16 protein-coding genes are annotated in these 15,921 nt (G+C 54.2%); 11 read left to right on the top strand and 5 right to left on the bottom strand.

The genetic code is table 11. From position 1 onward, the window contains the following. Positions 1-112: 112 nt before the first annotated feature. Positions 113-559 carry an Lrp/AsnC family transcriptional regulator gene (locus tag GOW48_RS10290; RefSeq protein ID WP_170753446.1) on the bottom strand — a complete coding sequence of 149 codons (447 nt, stop codon included), beginning with the start codon at positions 557-559 and terminating at the stop codon, positions 113-115. 521 nt (positions 560-1,080) lie between these two features. On the opposite strand from GOW48_RS10290, the gene GOW48_RS10285 reads away from it, so the two are divergent. From GOW48_RS10285 to rpsD, 7 genes are all read left to right on the top strand, one after another. Continuing rightward, a complete protein-coding gene (locus tag GOW48_RS10285) occupies positions 1,081-2,175 on the top strand; it encodes an aromatic ring-hydroxylating oxygenase subunit alpha (RefSeq protein WP_170753444.1) in 1,095 nt (364 codons plus the stop codon). A 19-nt stretch (positions 2,176-2,194) separates the two neighbouring features. After that, on the top strand, positions 2,195-2,629 hold the full coding sequence (gene gloA, locus GOW48_RS10280) for a lactoylglutathione lyase (protein ID WP_170352300.1): 435 nt from the start codon (positions 2,195-2,197) through the stop codon (positions 2,627-2,629). Positions 2,630-2,633: 4 nt separating this feature from the next. Then, a complete protein-coding gene (locus GOW48_RS10275; RefSeq protein ID WP_170352301.1) occupies positions 2,634-3,032 on the top strand; it encodes a cupin domain-containing protein in 399 nt (132 codons plus the stop codon). 101 nt (positions 3,033-3,133) lie between these two features. Beyond that, positions 3,134-4,573 carry a glutamine synthetase family protein gene (locus GOW48_RS10270; protein ID WP_170753442.1) on the top strand — a complete coding sequence of 480 codons (1,440 nt, stop codon included), beginning with the start codon at positions 3,134-3,136 and terminating at the stop codon, positions 4,571-4,573. 15 nt (positions 4,574-4,588) lie between these two features. Continuing rightward, positions 4,589-5,605, top strand: a complete 1,017-nt coding sequence (locus GOW48_RS10265) for an alpha/beta fold hydrolase (RefSeq protein ID WP_170753440.1) — start codon at positions 4,589-4,591, stop codon at positions 5,603-5,605. Positions 5,606-6,542: 937 nt separating this feature from the next. Continuing rightward, entirely contained in the window at positions 6,543-7,037 is a 495-nt protein-coding gene (locus GOW48_RS10260; protein WP_170753438.1) for a hypothetical protein, read from the top strand. A 219-nt stretch (positions 7,038-7,256) separates the two neighbouring features. Continuing rightward, a complete protein-coding gene (gene rpsD / locus GOW48_RS10255; RefSeq protein WP_170352305.1) occupies positions 7,257-7,877 on the top strand; it encodes a 30S ribosomal protein S4 in 621 nt (206 codons plus the stop codon). An 88-nt stretch (positions 7,878-7,965) separates the two neighbouring features. On the opposite strand, the gene GOW48_RS10250 is transcribed toward rpsD, so the two are convergent. Both GOW48_RS10250 and GOW48_RS10245 read right to left on the bottom strand, forming a co-directional pair. Further along, a complete protein-coding gene (locus GOW48_RS10250) occupies positions 7,966-8,859 on the bottom strand; it encodes a hypothetical protein (RefSeq protein WP_170753436.1) in 894 nt (297 codons plus the stop codon). Positions 8,860-9,153: 294 nt separating this feature from the next. Next, positions 9,154-9,615: an Lrp/AsnC family transcriptional regulator gene (locus GOW48_RS10245; RefSeq protein ID WP_170352307.1), complete on the bottom strand. Its 462-nt coding sequence runs from the start codon at positions 9,613-9,615 to the stop codon at positions 9,154-9,156. Between the two features lie 102 nt (positions 9,616-9,717). Here GOW48_RS10245 and GOW48_RS10240 point away from each other — a divergent pair, with 102 nt between their 5' ends. From GOW48_RS10240 to GOW48_RS10225, 4 genes are all read left to right on the top strand, one after another. Beyond that, entirely contained in the window at positions 9,718-11,133 is a 1,416-nt protein-coding gene (locus GOW48_RS10240; protein ID WP_170753434.1) for an aminotransferase class V-fold PLP-dependent enzyme, read from the top strand. Between the two features lie 65 nt (positions 11,134-11,198). Next, complete coding sequence (hisC, locus tag GOW48_RS10235; protein WP_170753432.1) at positions 11,199-12,284, top strand: histidinol-phosphate transaminase; 1,086 nt, start codon at positions 11,199-11,201, stop codon at positions 12,282-12,284. Next, positions 12,281-13,201 carry a prephenate/arogenate dehydrogenase family protein gene (locus tag GOW48_RS10230; RefSeq protein WP_170753430.1) on the top strand — a complete coding sequence of 307 codons (921 nt, stop codon included), beginning with the start codon at positions 12,281-12,283 and terminating at the stop codon, positions 13,199-13,201. Before hisC ends, GOW48_RS10230 begins: the two co-directional genes overlap by 4 nt. After that, a complete protein-coding gene (locus GOW48_RS10225) occupies positions 13,198-14,013 on the top strand; it encodes an extensin-like domain-containing protein (RefSeq protein WP_170753428.1) in 816 nt (271 codons plus the stop codon). The genes GOW48_RS10230 and GOW48_RS10225 overlap by 4 nt, the downstream gene beginning before the upstream one ends. A gap of 6 nt (positions 14,014-14,019) precedes the next feature. On the opposite strand, the gene GOW48_RS10220 is transcribed toward GOW48_RS10225, so the two are convergent. Together GOW48_RS10220 and GOW48_RS10215 are read right to left on the bottom strand one after the other, a co-directional pair. Beyond that, positions 14,020-14,640 (bottom strand): FkbM family methyltransferase, encoded by a 621-nt coding sequence (locus tag GOW48_RS10220; protein ID WP_170753426.1) that lies wholly within the window; start codon positions 14,638-14,640, stop codon positions 14,020-14,022. Between the two features lie 252 nt (positions 14,641-14,892). Further along, a complete protein-coding gene (locus GOW48_RS10215) occupies positions 14,893-15,894 on the bottom strand; it encodes a DUF2125 domain-containing protein (RefSeq protein WP_170753424.1) in 1,002 nt (333 codons plus the stop codon). Positions 15,895-15,921 lie beyond the last annotated feature (27 nt).

Below are 15,921 nucleotides of genomic sequence, written 5' to 3'. Positions count from 1 at the left end.
GAGGACAGATTGCTCAAGTCATCGAGGTATTAAGTTTGCCTCTGATCACGTAACAAAAGTTACATTTGTGACTATTTCGCTGTGTTAGTTTTGCCGATCGACTTCTTGCTGATCACTCCTGCAGACTCTGCTTTAGCAGGAACTGGTTCTTGAAATTCTTCAACCCTGGCATAACGTCGGCATTGGCAATATCGTCACTCGCGTGGATATCAAACTCCAGAAAGTCCTTCAAAGCGTCATCATCGTCGCTAACCAGTTCGATTATTAGGTCATAGCGACCCGCGACCCACAGGATAAAGACAACGCGTGGGTTCTTTTCAAGCCGCTCGGCAACTTGCCTTGGAGTCACGCCGGTTGCAACGTTCAACCCAATCATCGCGTCAGTAGTATATTCTGTTGCCACCGGATCCGACATCGCGACAATCCGAAGCATATTGTTGTCTCGCAGCCCGCTCACCCTGTTGCGTATGGTTCCTTCCGACACATCCAACTGTTGTGCAATTTCAGAAAAAGCCATTCGGCCATCCTGTTGCAAAAGACGGATGATCTGCTGGTTCAAATCATCATTTGGCGATCGAATGCTCTGAGTAGCACGCGCGTTCGATTGCTTTTTGACTGACATAGGCTTGACGCTCGATTGCTGTATTCGCAGCCATGATTACGAAAGAGCATCGATATCCGCAATTCTCTTTGGTGAATTCTGTGGAGGGAAGTGTGAAAAACGACATACATCAGATCTCCCCGCCACAATTGACCAGCGCAGGATTGCGGAATGATAGCCGGATTTTCTGTTGATTCATTTTGATTTTGCGATTCCCGTCGCTGTGTCATGCGAAAATTTCGAATTTCGTATCATGATGCCGTTTTTTGACAAGATACCTTCTGATCCTTGCTCAACACTGCAAGTTAACGGCGAATATCGAAGCTCGGAGGTGTGAGTGGTGCGGTATTCGTAATTTCAAGCCCTGAGCCCGACGCGGCAGGGGAGAGCCTGAAAATAGGCAACCCGCGGGAAACTGTGAATTCATGCACACGCCGTTCGAAAAGTGGGTGCTGCTGTCAGTATCGAAAGGAGGACAAATGACAATAGCCGAGCAGAACACGCAGGCTGCTTTTGGTGGGCCTCGGCACGGCCTGACCGCCGACGCATACCGCAGCGAAGATTTCTGGCAGCGGGAATGCCAGACGGTTCTGGCCAAAAATTGGGTGTTTGTCGGGTTTGCTCATCAGATGAACAGCCCAGGTGATGTACTTCCCATCACTTGTGCCGACTTACCACTTCTGGCGGTACGCGGTCGTGACGATGACATACAGGTGTTTCACAATGTCTGCTTGCACCGCTGCATGACACTGGTCGACAAGCCCAAGAATGTCGGGAAGCTAATCCGCTGCCCGTATCATGCTTGGGCCTATGATCTGGATGGACGCCTGCGGGCCGCGCCACACTTTGCGGGCACCGGCAAGCAGGAGTTCGACGGTTTTGACATCAAAGAGCATCAATTAAAACGCGTGCGCACTTATGTCTGGCACGACTGGATATTCGTCAATCTGGATGGGAATGCTCCTGATTTCGAAGACTATGCCGCACCTCTGATCAACCAATTGGAAGGGATTGACTACAGCAAGTTGGAGCCCATTGGACTGCTCGATTTTGGTGAGATCGACACTAATTGGAAGCTTATAATGGAGAACTTTATCGAGCCCTACCACGTTCAGTTTGTTCATTCCTCAACTACCGATCAACCGTTGGAAAATCACTATACGATCATCGATGGCACCTGCATCGGTAGCGCGGTGGACCTTGAGGAAGAATTGGGCACATCGGACAGTTTGGGTGTTAGCTCAAGGTATCTGACTCTTTATCCCAACTTCATTTTGGGCCGCTATTTCCCAGATCAGCTGGGTGTCTATCTCAATGTGCCCGTCGGTCCAGGAAAGATGCGCCAATACCGAGCGCTTTACACTACGGAAGGCCAAGACTTGAGCGCCAAGGAAATAGAGGCCCTCAGGAACCTATGGTGGGATGTCCACAAAGAAGACCACGAGATGGTTGAACGCATGTTCGAGGGCCGAAAGTCCCCGGTGGCCAAGGATGGGGGCCTGTTGTCACCTGCCTGGGAGGACAGCGTGCGCGCCTTTCAGGATTTGATCGAGCGTGACGTGGCAGGCGCCTAAATAAGGAGGATCAAGACCAATGAGCAACTCTATATCCAAGGGGTTTCGTCTGGCCCATACGATGATGCGGGTCACAGACATGGAAAAGTCTCTGGACTTCTATTGCGGAATTCTGGGTATGGAGGTGCTGCGGCGTACTGATTATCCCGAAGGTAAATTCACCAACACGTTCATTGGTTACGGGCCGGAAGCCGAGTTTCCCACACTGGAGCTAACCGCCAATTGGGACCAGGACACGCCTTACGACAAAGGCAATGGCTGGGGCCATATCTGCATTGAAACTCCGGATGTTTACGCCGCCTGCGAGCAACTGTCAGCCGCTGGGGTAAACATCACTCGCCCGCCAGGGCCGATGAAGAATGGCACGAGGGTTATCGCCTTCTGCGAAGATCCTGACGGTTACAAAGTCGAATTGAACGAATCCATACTGAAACACTTGGCGCAGGAAGGCTGACCAAATGGGTGATACACCTCAACTTTTCAAATTCGACCTGGTTCAGAAACGCTACGACGCGATGGGCGACAGCGATACATACATTAAACCGATGGTGACCAGCGAGTTCAGCAAGTCAATGTGCGGCGGCATCAACGTACTCAATAATATCAAGGTGCCTTGGGACTTGACATGTGACGAGATCATCTACTGCCTTGAGGGCACTTTCCGACTGGTCTGCGACGGTGAAAGCTATGTCTGCAACCGTGGTGACGTGCTGTTTGTCCCGAAAGACAACCACATCTCATACGAGTCGGATGGCAAATGCGTGATCTTCTATGCTGCTTATCCCCACAACTGGAAACAGCTTGCCGGGATTACACAAGTTCCGGGTATCGACCCAGACGATTTCGTCCCGGGTTAAGCGCCTTGTGCGTTGAACGACAGAACAAGCAAAACAAGCGTCAACACCGGGGTCGCCCTTGGTGAACTAAGTCTGATTGCCATTCGATTGGAGGATGCCAAATGCCCAAGGACAATGCAAACGCCCGAATCTACTATGAGTCATTCAACGAGGCTGTAGAGCGGAACCGTCCACGTATCCCTGAAGTTCAGCAACGTTTGGAAAAGGCAGGCGTCAAGTATGTGATGGCTGCGTGGATCGATTTGCATGGTATTCCCAAAACCAAACCTGTCCCGATGAGTGATTTCGAGCCGCTGTGTCTTGGGAAAGGGCCCCAATTTGCAGTGCATTCTATTTCTTACGTACCCGAACTCAGTCCCGCAGACAGCGATCAGGTGGTGGTGCCGGATCTCGATGCAGTCTACGTCTGTCCGTGGGACACATCGATGGCGATCATTTTCTCTGATCTGTATTGGGAAGATGCGCCTTACAATGTTTGCCCGCGTCAGGCTCTGAAGCGCGCCATGCAAGAAGCTGCGCTGGAGGGGTACACCGGTTATGCAGGGGTCGAACCTGAGTTCATCGTGATGAAGTACGACGACGCCGGCCACCCGGTAAAGGCCTTTGACGACGACCCTGCAATCGGTGTCCGACCACGCCGCCAGGCTTTTGGATATGACGTTGAATACTCGATCGACTCGATGGCGTTCCTGAAAGACATGATCGACATCATCGAAGGTCTGGGTTGGAACCTGCATGACGTGGTCGCAGAGGGTGCGTATTCACAGTTCGAACTGGATTTTCACTATACCAACATGCTGGAGATGTCCGATCGCCTGGCCTTTCTGCGGATCACTTTGAAAGAGGTGGCCAAAAAGCATGGGATGTTCGTGACCTTTATGCCGAAACCGACAGTGGGTGACTGGCGATCTGGTGCGCATATCAACATGTCAATGCAACATGATAGCCGCCCGGGTGAAAACATTTTTGAAACACCCGAAGGTGAATGGAGCGATGAAAGCCGTTGGGCCGTTGGCGGACTGATGCAGCATGCCGAAGCTATCACGGCTATCACTTGCCCAACCGTGAACTCCTATAACGGGTTGGTGCCTCGTGTTGGTGGGTTTGAAGGCGGCACGGTCACCTGGGCCCCGACGAATATTACTTATGGTTTCAACAATCGCTCGTCCCAGTTTCGCCTGCCGCAAAGCCGGCATTGTATCGAAAATCGCGCGTGCGACATGACCATGAATGTCTATCTGGCAATGGCGATGCACCTCAGTTGCGCTGTTATGGGGATCAAGCACAGGATCGACCCGGGCAAGCCGACAGATTTTGACCTTTATTCGAAAACTGAAAATGAGCTTTCCGAGCTGGGAATCCGCCGGTTGCCGCGTACTCTTTTCAATGCGATTGAGGCTTTGCGGCACGACACTATGGCGGAACATGTGATGGGTCCCGTGATGCGTAAATCCTACCTGGAATACAAGAATGATGAGTGGGAGCGTTATCATCAATCGGTCACCGACTGGGAAGTTCAGGAATACCTAAGGCTCTACTAAGTCGGGAAGCATGAGATGATACCCGAATTTCAGATTTACGAGTTGGGTGACCTTCCTCTTTTGTCGGGCGAAGTACTGAAAGAGGCCAAGATCGCCTATCAAACTTATGGCACGGTGTCTGAGACTGGCGACAACGTCATCATAATGCCGACCTTTTACACCGGTACAAATTCCCGAAACGAAGGTTTCTTTGGCCCAGGGCGGGCGATCGATCCTGCGCGGCATTTAATCATTAGCCCAAACCTGTTTGGCAATGGTCGTTCGTCGTCACCATCGAATGCGCCTGCGCAACAGAGCGGCCCTCGCTTTCCGCTGGTGCAGATGTGGGACAACATCGCTGCCCAACACCGATTGATCCGAGATCACCTTGGGATCGAAAAAATTGCTCTTGTCGCGGGTTGGTCAATGGCAGGTTGTCAGTCTTACCAGTGGGCGGCGCAATACCCGGATATGGTGCGGGCAATCCTTCCATTCTGTGCGTCGGCCAAAACCTCGCCTCATAATTTCGTCTTCCTCGAAGGCGTCAAGGCGGCCCTTTGCGCGGATCAAAATTGGAATGGCGGTAACTATGTCAATCCGCCCGAAGCGGGGCTGAAGGCATTCGGTCGAGTCTATGCAGGATGGGCTTTTTCTCAGACCTTTTTTCGCGAAGGGCTTTATCGGCAACTTGGCTTTCAAACCATTGAGGAGTTGTTGCGGGATTGGGAGCAAGATCATGTACTGGGCTGGGACGCCAACGATCTGTTGGCCAAGCTGGCGACTTGGCAAGCTGGCGATGTCTCTACCGGACCGCTTTACAACGGGGATTACAAATTGGCATTGGGTGCCATCAACGCTCGTGCCATTTTGATGCCTTGCACGCAGGATCTCTATTTTCCACCAGAGGACAATGAAATCGAGGCCAGCCTCATGCCGAATGCCATATTCCGTCCCTACCATTCGCCTTGGGGCCATTGCGCCGCTAACCCAGGAAATGATGCAGGCTTCACAGCGCAGTTGGACGCCAACATTCGTGAATTGCTAGGCGAATAGAGCGCGCTGGCACCGGTTGTTCCAAAGGTTTGCGACACATCCCGGCAAAGCGCCAAACGTTGGGATCGCTGCGATCCACTACAGAGGTTCTTGTTTCTTTCAGTCGGTCTTCGGGTTTCAGCCCCAGTTCTACTGCGGTGCCGCACAACACTTGCAAGCTTGTAGAGGTTTCGGATTTCGCGTGCACAGGCATCGGACAGAAGACAACTACAGTAATCAGAAACCAAAACACAAATTTCAGGCATTGCACGTCCTCGCGGATCTAGGCGAAAGATGACTGCAAAATCCAAACGGCTTGTGGGGGTGCAGAGCTTCCGCAAAAAACGGGCCGCAGAGTTGAATGGTAACACAGCTACATTGGGGCCGTGCAAGCTCAGGAAGCACTTTTCAACGGCTGAAAGCGGCCGAGATAAGGGTGTCTTTGCCCGAATGATGGTAGGCTTTTTCGAATATCACTGTGCAAATTGGACTGTTATTTTCAATTCTACCTACCTAAAGGCACAGCGACCAGCTTGTGCATCGAAAAGGGTGTATGCGGGCGGCTGATGATCAGACAAAAGGCGAAATGAATATTAAACTGAATGTTGTCAGCGACACCCGGCGCTTCCATTCTGTGCCTTCGTTGGCAAAGCAATACGGTTTGCATCCAGCTACACTTAGGCGAGCAGCTTCTCCGCGAGGGTTAGTTGGAGGAACGAAACCAAATCTCCGCTTCATCATAGCCTGCTTCTGAAGCATTCTCGGGCGGCACACTGATGCTGGATTTGACAACAATTTAGAGTTTGCCAGCGGGATAGTTTCTCAGCAGATCCGAAATTATGATTCTCAATAGCAACAACTTTATGAACGTTACATTAACGTCTCTTTTCTGCCCGAATTATGGCTGATAAGAACGTCCACGTGAGCAGTGATTTGTTTCTAAGTGCAGGCGGTAAAGATGAGAACCGGACAAAGCGGTCGTGTGGCCATTTCGTGGGCGCAAACAGAATTGGATGGTCTTGAAGGGGCGCCATTGTCGTTCATGGCTGTAGGGGCAGTGTGGTCGTGGCGGGGACATATTCTCTGCGTTGAAGAGTTCACAGACACCGCGAAGGGCTTGCGTGCTCGGCTGCCGGATCACTTTATCTCTGAACAAGAGCTGGATGGTGACGCGTTAGGCGTAATTGTTCTGACAAATGGTGCGCAACAGTATTCAGCTTTATTGCACAGCGTCGGCACCCTCGGCGATCCGGTTCTTGTGTTCGAAAATGGATTGCCTATGCGTGAACAAGAATTCTGGGTCGACGAGGTGATCGAGATCAGAGTTGCCAATGATCATGCCACGGGTACAGCGGATACCGTTATTGCATTTCCGACGCGACCCAGCATGGCTTCTGACATTCACCCAGTCCCGCGTTTGCCAGCGGTGAATGCTGCTCAGGCAATGGACTGAGCGACATCGCAGTTTTTGCGTCCGAAAAATCACATCTTCTCATGCTCCACGTGTTGACTCTGCCTGAGCTGGGGATATAAGCGCGGCTTCATTGGTGTTGGTGGCCCCCGCAAGGGGATGCCTGTCATGGGGGAAACCTCAAGAGGACAACGCCCTTCATAGTAGGCGTCTGCTCCCTTGGCGGGGGAACGCCTTCGACCACAAAGAAGGAGATCAGCCGTGACGAAACGCACGTCTGCCAAGCACAAAATCGACCGCCGGATGGGCGAAAACATCTGGGGTCGTCCGAAATCCCCGGTTAACCGTCGTGAATACGGCCCCGGCCAGCACGGCCAACGCCGGAAGGGCAAATTGTCGGACTTCGGTCTGCAGCTGCGCGCCAAGCAGAAACTGAAGGGCTACTACGGCGACCTGACCGAAAAGCAGTTCCGCCGCATCTACGCCGAAGCCGAGCGTGTTAAGGGCGACACCGGTGAAAACCTGATCGGCCTGCTCGAGCGTCGTTTGGACGCCGTTGTATACCGCGCCAAATTCGTGCCGACCGTGTTTGCCGCACGTCAGTTCGTGAACCACGGCCATGTCAAAGTGAACGGCAAGCGGGTCAACATCCCCAGCTACCGCGTCAAAGAAGGCGACGTTATCGAAGTGCGCGACAAGTCCAAACAACTGGCTGTTGTTCTGGAAGCTGTTGCACTGGCCGAGCGTGATGTTCCCGACTACATCGACGCCGACCATTCGAAAATGACCGCGACCTTCGTGCGCGCCCCGGGTCTGAGCGATGTACCTTACCCGGTCATGATGGAACCGAACCTGGTCGTCGAATTCTACGCGAAGAACTAATCCTCGCCGATACAGTTAATAAAAAAGGCCGCGATCTCCGCGGCCTTTTTTGTTTCCTACACAATTCTTGTTCAGAACGTGTCCGCTATCAAACGATGTGCATGAAGAAATCGGCAGCGGATACTTCGACGTCTGCCTTGGCAGAAGTGCCGGTGTCAAAAGTGTCATCGGTAATTACGTCGATGTATTCACCTTCACCTGGCCCGAACTCGCCGCCGTTGTTACCCGCTTTGATTGTAAGGCCGAGTATGTCGCAATCACCAAAGTCGGTCTTGTCGAGATATTGCTCCAGCTCTGCGACAGTAATTTCGTTAACACCATCGCCAAAATCGTCGATCTTGAACTTGATGACGTCGCCCTCGCAATCGAGGTAAAGGACAATGTTAGAGATGTCCTTGTCGACAGTAATACACTGTTCGATCTCATACATCAGGTCGTCGACGGCACCGCTTTCGTCAAAAGTGACCACAAGCTGCGATACATCTTCGAATTGGCTAAGATCAACAGTGCCGACTTTACCGTCAGAGCCGTCGCCTTCGGCCGCAATGACGATGACCCCAAGCGAGTTCCCCTCGCTATCAAAGGCTTCGAATTGCGCACCACCTTCGAACGCATCGACCAATGCGATACTGGTCAGGTTCACTGGTGTGTTGAAGTCAAACGTCAGCGTTCCGCCGCCTGCTTCGTCGTCAGGATCCGAGGAATCCCCGTCTTCGGAAACGATCAAAAGATTCCCCTGAGAGACTGTCGCCAAGTCAGTGTCGCCACCAGTTGGATTGGCGCTGTCAAAAATCATGGCTTCGTTTGAAATCCCTGACGGAGAGTTTGAAACACCCGTTACTGTGAAATCGGCAAAAACAAATTGATCTCCGGTATCACCAGCCAGCAACAGGCCGTCGTCATCACTTTCAAAGTCGATTGTCCGAGTCTTGGTGGACGACGTGATCGTCGCCATAGAATTAGGGTTACTATTCTTGGGCATGGCCCCCTCCACATTTAACCAAAACAAAACCACACGCAGAAGCTAAAGGACAAAAAGGCAAACAGCCTTAATGTCCACCCACGCGCGGCATACGCCCAAGAGGTTCTAGCCTTTAGGAAATCGCCCCCAATTCCCAGTGCGAATTCTCGCTTTTATCTTTTGGTCCTGAAACACCAGTATCATACACGAGTTTGTGACATTCTCAAGAAAATGAGTTTTTTACCTAATTTGACTGCTTTTAATGCGTCGAATCTGCCGCGAAAGTTGCTTTTTTAAAGCGAATAGTCTGCGGCCCTAGATCGGTAACGGCCGTCCCTCGGCAATCGCTTCCATAGCGAAATAGGACGTGACACTGTCCAGCTCGACCTTTTCGATCAGGCGCTGATAAACCTTGTCGTAGGACGCCATGTCTTGGGTTACGACTTTCAGCTGATAGTCGTAGTCCCCTCCAATACGATGAAAATCTACAACTTCCGGAATTGTAAGTACGTGACTGCGAAATGCTTGCAGCCAGTCTGCTGAATGATGCCGGGTGCGCAACATAACAAACACCACAAGGCTTAGGCCCAGTTTTTCTCGGGCGATCCGTGCTGTCGAGCCAATGATGACACCGCTTTCGTTCAACGCTTTCAAGCGCCGCCAACACGCGTTTTGGGACAGTCCGACGCGATCGGCCAGCTCTCGCTGGGACAGCGTGGCATCTTTCTGTAGTTCGCGTAGAATGCCTTGATCAATCTGATCTAAATTCTTCATCATTATTAATCATATGACACAATATTAGATGAATAAATCCAAAAATTTGTGAAGTTTATTGATCAAATACCAATCATATTGATGGCACAACAAGGAGCCTGATCTATGACCCTGTCCCATTTCCGCTCGACCATCCAATCCGCCAAATGCATCTCGACCCTGCGAGGCGGATTGATTGGAGAGAACGTTATGATCCCGGGTCTGAACGGGGACGTGCCGCTTGTGTATGCGGACTATGTCGCGTCGGGCCGCGCATTGCGGCAAGTCGAGGATTTTGTGGCCGGGCATGTGTTGCCGTTTTATGCCAACAGTCACACCGAAGCCTCCTATTGTGGGTCTTACATGACCCGCCTGCGCCGCGAGGCGCGGGCCGAGATTGCCCGTGTCGTTGGCGCCAAGGAAGAGGATGCGGTGATCTTTACCGGATCCGGCGCCACCGCGGGCCTCAACCGGCTGGTCAGCCTGATGGGAGTGAACGAGGCAGACCGGCCGGTTGTGTTGTTGGGGCCGTACGAGCATCACTCGAACATCCTGCCATGGCGCGAAAGCAAGGCGCGGGTGATTGAAATTCCCGAAGCGCCGGGCGGTGGTGTCGATCTGGAAGTGCTAGAACGTATTCTGTACGACCATGCCGCGTCGGATCTGATCATCGGGTCGTTTTCGGCCGCCTCCAATGTAACAGGCATTATCACCGACCCTGATCCGGTGACACGGATTCTCAAAGCGCATGGCGCGCTTGCCGTATGGGACTACGCCGGAGGCGGACCCTATCTGCCGATGAGCATGGGGCAGGGCGATACGTGCAAGGATGCAATTGTGGTCTCTCCGCACAAGTTTCCGGGCGGGCCGGGGGCCTCGGGTGTGTTGGTTGTTAACCAGAATATGGTGACGCGCCGCAGTCCAAGTTGGCCGGGCGGTGGGACTGTCAGCTTTGTCTCGCCATGGCGGCATGACTACAGCACCGATCTTGCAACGCGAGAGGAGGCCGGAACGCCGAACGTCATTGGTGATATCCGCGCGGCTTTGGCCTTTATCGTCAAGGACGCGGTTGGAGAAGATGAGATCGCCGAGCGCGAGGCGCGCTATAACCGTATGGCGATCGCAGGTTGGGGGAATAATCCTAACCTGACGCTTCTGGGTTCCGAAGACGCGCACCGGTTGCCTATCTATTCTTTCCTGGTGCGAGATAACGCGGGGAATCCGGTACACCAGCAACTTTTCACGCGGATGTTGAGTGATATCTATGGAATACAAGCGCGTGGTGGCTGCGCGTGTGCTGGACCGTATGCGCACCGTCTTTTGGGAATTGACCAGTCGGCATCGGATGAACTACACGCGGCGCTGTCCGCTGGGGAAGAGCTGAAAAAGCCCGGCTGGGTACGTCTGAATTTCTCGTATTTGATGAGCGAGGATACGGTTCGCTTCATCATCGACAGCGTCAATGATCTGTCGCGGCGCACGTCAGAGTTTGCCCCGTTCTACAGCGCCGACCCGGCGACGGCCCGCTTCAAAGCGGCGTGACGGAATTGCCGCTTTTCTCAACGCGTTGAGACAGGTATGAGGGGCTCCAATCAACGGAGCCTCTTATGACCAAGATTACCCCGCAACCCGGCATTATGGACATCGCGCTTTATCAGGGCGGTCAGTCGCATGTGGCGGGGGTTGCGCATGTGATCAAGCTTAGTTCCAACGAAAACCCCTTTGGTCCAAGTCCTAAGGCGATCGAAGCCGTGCGCGACAGTGCTGCCACCCTGCATCGCTATCCCAGTACGGACCACGCTCCTCTGCGCGACGCAATCGGTGCGCGCCACGGGCTGGACCCGGCACGGATCATCTGCGGTGTGGGTAGCGACGAGGTGCTGCAATTCGTCGCCCAAGCCTATGCCGGGCCGGGGGATGAGGTCATCTATACCGAGCACGGGTTTTCCATGTATCCGATCATCGCGCGGATGGCTGGCGCGACACCTGTGATGGTTCCCGAAAAGGATCGCCACGTCGACGTTGACAACATCCTTGCTGCCGTGACCGGTCAGACACGGATCGTGTTCGTAACCAATCCGGGCAACCCGACCTCGACCATGATCCCTGAAAGTGAGCTTGTGCGGCTGGCCGAGGCTCTGCCCGACAGTTGCCTGATGGTGATCGACGGGGCCTATGCCGAGTTCGTCGATGATTTTGATGGCGGGGCGTCCATCGTGGATCGGTTCGACAATGTGATCATGACTCGGACGTTCTCGAAAGTGTACGGTCTGGGTGGGATGCGCGTCGGCTGGGGCTATGCCGCGCAGTCGATCATTGATGTGCTCAACCGAGTGCGGCAGCCGTTTAACTTATCACTGACCGCTTTGGCGGCGGCCGAAGCTGCGGTTAAGGACGAAGAGTTCCTGTCTCACTGTCAGGCCGAAAACGCGCGCCTGCGGGTGTGGTTGTCCGACGAACTGGCCAAGATCGGCGTGCCTTCGGATGCGTCCTGCACCAATTTCATCCTCGCCCGGTTCACCGATCAGGCCGAGGCTGAGGCTTGCGATGACTATCTGAAAACCCAAGGTTTGATCGTGCGGCGTGTGGCGGGATACAACTTGCCAAATGCGCTGCGCATCACAGTCGGCGATGAAGACGCGTGTCGCCGGGTCGTTGAAGCTATCACCGCATTCAAAGAGGGCGCAGCATGAGCCAGGTTTACGATCGTGTTGCCTTGATCGGGTTGGGCCTGATTGCTTCATCCATGTTCTGGGCGATCAAACGCGCCGGGCTTGCTGGCGAAGTGACGGGGTATGCGCGGTCTGCCGAGACGCGCGAAATCGCGCGGAAGATAGGCCTGTGCGATCGGGTTTGCGATTCAGCGCAAGAGGCGGCCAAGGGCGCCGATCTTGTCGTTCTTTGTGTGCCGGTTGGTGCGATGGGGGCAGTTGCTGCAGACATCGTGCCTGTTCTGAAGCCGGGGGCGACCGTGTCGGATGTAGGCTCGGTGAAACGACATGTGATCGAGGCGGTATCGCCCCATATTCCTGATGGCGTGCATTTCATTCCTGCCCACCCGTTGGCCGGGACCGAGCATTCCGGGCCCGAATCCGGTTTTGCTGAACTGTTCGACAATCGTTGGAACCTGCTGGTGCCGGTCAAGGGGTCTGACCCTGACGCTGTGGCGCGGTTGCGCGCCTTGTGGGAGGGCATGGGCGCCAATGTCGATGAGATGGATGCCGATCACCACGATTTGGTGTTGGCGGTGACGTCTCATGCGCCGCACCTGATCGCTTATACTATGGTTGGTGTGGCCGATGATCTGCGTCGGGTGACGGATAGCGAGGTCATTAAGTACTCGGCCGCAGGTTTTCGGGATTTCACGCGCATCGCGGCCTCGGATCCGACCATGTGGCGCGACGTTTTTCTAACCAATAAAGACGCGACGCTGGAAATCCTTGGACGTTTTACCGAGGAGTTATTCGCCCTGCAACGCGCCATCCGAACCGGCGATGGAGAGCAGCTTTTCGACTATTTCACCCGCACTCGGGCGATCCGTCGTGGGATTATCGACGCTGGCCAGGATACTGATGCGCCGGACTTTGGGCGAGGAAAGACAACCTCATGACGCTTAAGGTATTGTGGATCGGATTGCTTGCGCTCAGCGCCACGAAGGCTTCTGCGGCGCCTTTGGATCAGTCCCTGGTCCCCCTTTCGCGCCCTGCAGAAAGTATTGTTTTAGCCTATGCGCAGCCGACCAGATTGCGCCCTGCCATGCGTCCGGAATCCGCTCAGGTTATCGCTACCGCTGCGCGACCACTGGATTTGCCGTCGCTTGGACCGGATACATCGTTGATGCCTTACAAGCGGCCCAAGGCGGTCGAACAACAGGCGTTGTTCAAAAAGCGCAAGCTGCGCAAAGGCTCGGTCTGTGGTGATATTGCGATTCAGGGCAAGGCCGTTGGCAAGGTTCCGGGTAGGATCAAAGCCTGTGGGATCAAGGATGCCGTGCAAGTCACGTCGGTATCGGGGGTTGCGCTTAGCAGACCTTCTACGATGGATTGCGGCACGGCAATCGCTTTGAATGAATGGGTGGACAAATCCGTCAAGCCGACGTTCCGGCGCCGCGGACCCGTGGTCGAGCTGCAAGTTGCCGCGCACTACGCTTGCCGGACGCGGAACAATCGCACGGGTGCAAAAATCTCGGAACACGGCAAGGGGCGCGCGATTGATATCTCAGGTTTCAAGATGGCCGATGGTGAGGTGGTGACGGTTTTGAACGGATGGCGCAAGAACCCTTCAAAAAAGCAATTGACCAAGATCTGGCGCAACGCGTGTGGGCCGTTTGGAACAGTGCTTGGTCCGAATTCGGATCGGTACCACCGCGACCATTTCCATCTGGACACGGCCCGGCACCGGCGTGGGCCTTACTGCCGCTGACCGAGCTTATTTTCTTTTGTCGAACGCCAGAAGGTCCGTCTGGCCCTGTATTGCGTCGAACGATTGCGCCGTTAGTGGTGTAGGTTGGCGGCCAAAATCGATGACGTGTTCATAGTGATCGAACAGAAGGTCACGCAGTTTTTTATTGTGAGCAGACGACTCTGAAGGGGTATATTCGAGGAACACTGTCGGGCGACAGGTTTGTAGCGTCTTCAATGCCCCTTCCAGCACTTCAAGCTCGTGCCCTTCGACATCAATCCATATCAAGGAAAGATCTTTGAAAGGCTCACTGTACTGTTCAAACAAGCGGTCAACCGTGGTGATATCAACTACTATCGCTTCATCGGAGTGATCGCCAATCCTTGATCCGCCCCTATTCATTCCGTTCGAAACAAAAGGCAATCGGCCAGAGGTGCTGGATGCACCCAATTGGAGGTGCGTGACGCGGGCGCCCAGATTGTAGAGTTTTACGTTCCGCGTCAGCAGGTCATAGTTTTGTGGATCAGGCTCCAACGCAATGACGTGCGTGCATTCAAGGTCACGGAAGAAATAGACAGTATGCGTTCCGATATTTGCGCCAATTTCCAGAACCGCACCAGCGCTCAGCGCAGCGCCTTCCTGTTTCAAGTAGTTTGAAAGCGCACTTAGAACCCCACGGCCGTATTCACCGCCTTAGGTGATCTGTCCTCCTATGACGTCATGTGGGTAGTAGATCAGGCAGTGATCCTGCATCTGGCGAAAAAAAAAGACATCGTCTTTCCAGAGATCGCGCAAGATGGCGTGTCGAACCTTTTCAGCGCCCAGCGGGACAGTTTGTTGGACAACGCGGTTTTCAGACCCATATTCGATGCCCCTTGGACAGATTTAAAGCAGAAGTTGTTAGCGTAGGATCAGACGCGGTGCAGGCCCGATTGGCAAGGGGCCGAGCGCGACAAAGCCGTCGCGGAAATTAAGCTGCAAGTCCAGTGCGTCGGGGTTGCCGCCTAGGCCCGCCATGAAGTTTAAGGCACGGGTTACCGGATCAACCGCCTGATCGGGCAGGGCGCCTGCTGCATTGGCCATGGCAATCATATCGCGCCAGTTTTCTGCCTTGACCGCGATTTCGCCGGTGGGGATGCCTTGGGGGTCAACGTCCAACTCTCCGACAGCGAACAAGCGCAGCGCGCCCCATTTCATCTCGGCCAGACGGAGTTCAATGTTCACGGGTTGCGGCCTGCTCAGTTCCAGCGCGGACCGGTCCCAGGGTTTGTCGAATGTTGCACGCATGTCCAACTCGAGCGTTTCGAAGGTCTGCGGCAGTGTGGTGGCTGATCGCATTAGCGCGCGCAACTCATCCCCGGGCATGAAGGCATCAATGCGAGCGCTGATCATGTATGTTTCGGGCGTCTCAGTCTGCTCCATTACAAGCGCCAGGGTTTCGCCTCCGGCCAGAGCCTCGGAATTGTCGGCGACTGACCATGCTCCGGCTGTCAGGGCCATCTTTTCCAGGACCAGCGCAACACCGGGCTGAAGCTGTAGCTCAGCTTGCATATCAGCGGCTTGAATGGTCGATGTCTGATCAAAATAGGACAGCCGTTGCGGCGTGTCGGCAAAACGCAAAACCTGTCTGCCGGGCCAGATTGCGGGGCTTTGGAACTGAATCCAATCGGCGCTCCAGGCGGTGCCGTTGACCGGGTCGGCAAGCGCGGGACTGCTCAGGCGTGTTACGTGGTTCAACGGGTATCCGGCTGTTGTGACCTCAGCGAACTCGGCTTGCCAGCCCTGTTCTTGCTGCGTGTCGAACCAGGTCGTGATCGCGTTTCGCAAGCCGATGCCCGCGACGAACCAGTAAGCGCTCCAGATCACAGTTATGACAATGATGACTCGTATCAGCCCGCGCATGGCAGTTGGCCCTTTTTCCCACCTCAA

The organism is Ruegeria lacuscaerulensis (genome assembly GCF_013033355.1).
Taxonomy (GTDB): Bacteria; Pseudomonadota; Alphaproteobacteria; order Rhodobacterales; family Rhodobacteraceae; genus Ruegeria; species Ruegeria lacuscaerulensis_A.
The sequence above is the reverse complement of the archived record's forward strand: the minus strand, read 5'-3'. Positions and strand labels throughout refer to the sequence as shown.

Coding starts and splice junctions, on each gene's coding strand:
- GOW48_RS10285 (WP_170753444.1), top strand. CDS start 1,081: ATGACAATAGCCGAGCAGAACACGCAGGCTGCTTTTGGTGGGCCTCGG.
- gloA (WP_170352300.1), top strand. CDS start 2,195: ATGAGCAACTCTATATCCAAGGGGTTTCGTCTGGCCCATACGATGATG.
- GOW48_RS10275 (WP_170352301.1), top strand. CDS start 2,634: ATGGGTGATACACCTCAACTTTTCAAATTCGACCTGGTTCAGAAACGC.
- GOW48_RS10270 (WP_170753442.1), top strand. CDS start 3,134: ATGCCCAAGGACAATGCAAACGCCCGAATCTACTATGAGTCATTCAAC.
- GOW48_RS10265 (WP_170753440.1), top strand. CDS start 4,589: ATGATACCCGAATTTCAGATTTACGAGTTGGGTGACCTTCCTCTTTTG.
- GOW48_RS10260 (WP_170753438.1), top strand. CDS start 6,543: ATGAGAACCGGACAAAGCGGTCGTGTGGCCATTTCGTGGGCGCAAACA.
- GOW48_RS10250 (WP_170753436.1), bottom strand. CDS start 8,859: ATGCCCAAGAATAGTAACCCTAATTCTATGGCGACGATCACGTCGTCC.
- GOW48_RS10245 (WP_170352307.1), bottom strand. CDS start 9,615: ATGATGAAGAATTTAGATCAGATTGATCAAGGCATTCTACGCGAACTA.
- GOW48_RS10240 (WP_170753434.1), top strand. CDS start 9,718: ATGACCCTGTCCCATTTCCGCTCGACCATCCAATCCGCCAAATGCATC.
- hisC (WP_170753432.1), top strand. CDS start 11,199: ATGACCAAGATTACCCCGCAACCCGGCATTATGGACATCGCGCTTTAT.
- GOW48_RS10230 (WP_170753430.1), top strand. CDS start 12,281: ATGAGCCAGGTTTACGATCGTGTTGCCTTGATCGGGTTGGGCCTGATT.
- GOW48_RS10225 (WP_170753428.1), top strand. CDS start 13,198: ATGACGCTTAAGGTATTGTGGATCGGATTGCTTGCGCTCAGCGCCACG.
- GOW48_RS10215 (WP_170753424.1), bottom strand. CDS start 15,894: ATGCGCGGGCTGATACGAGTCATCATTGTCATAACTGTGATCTGGAGC.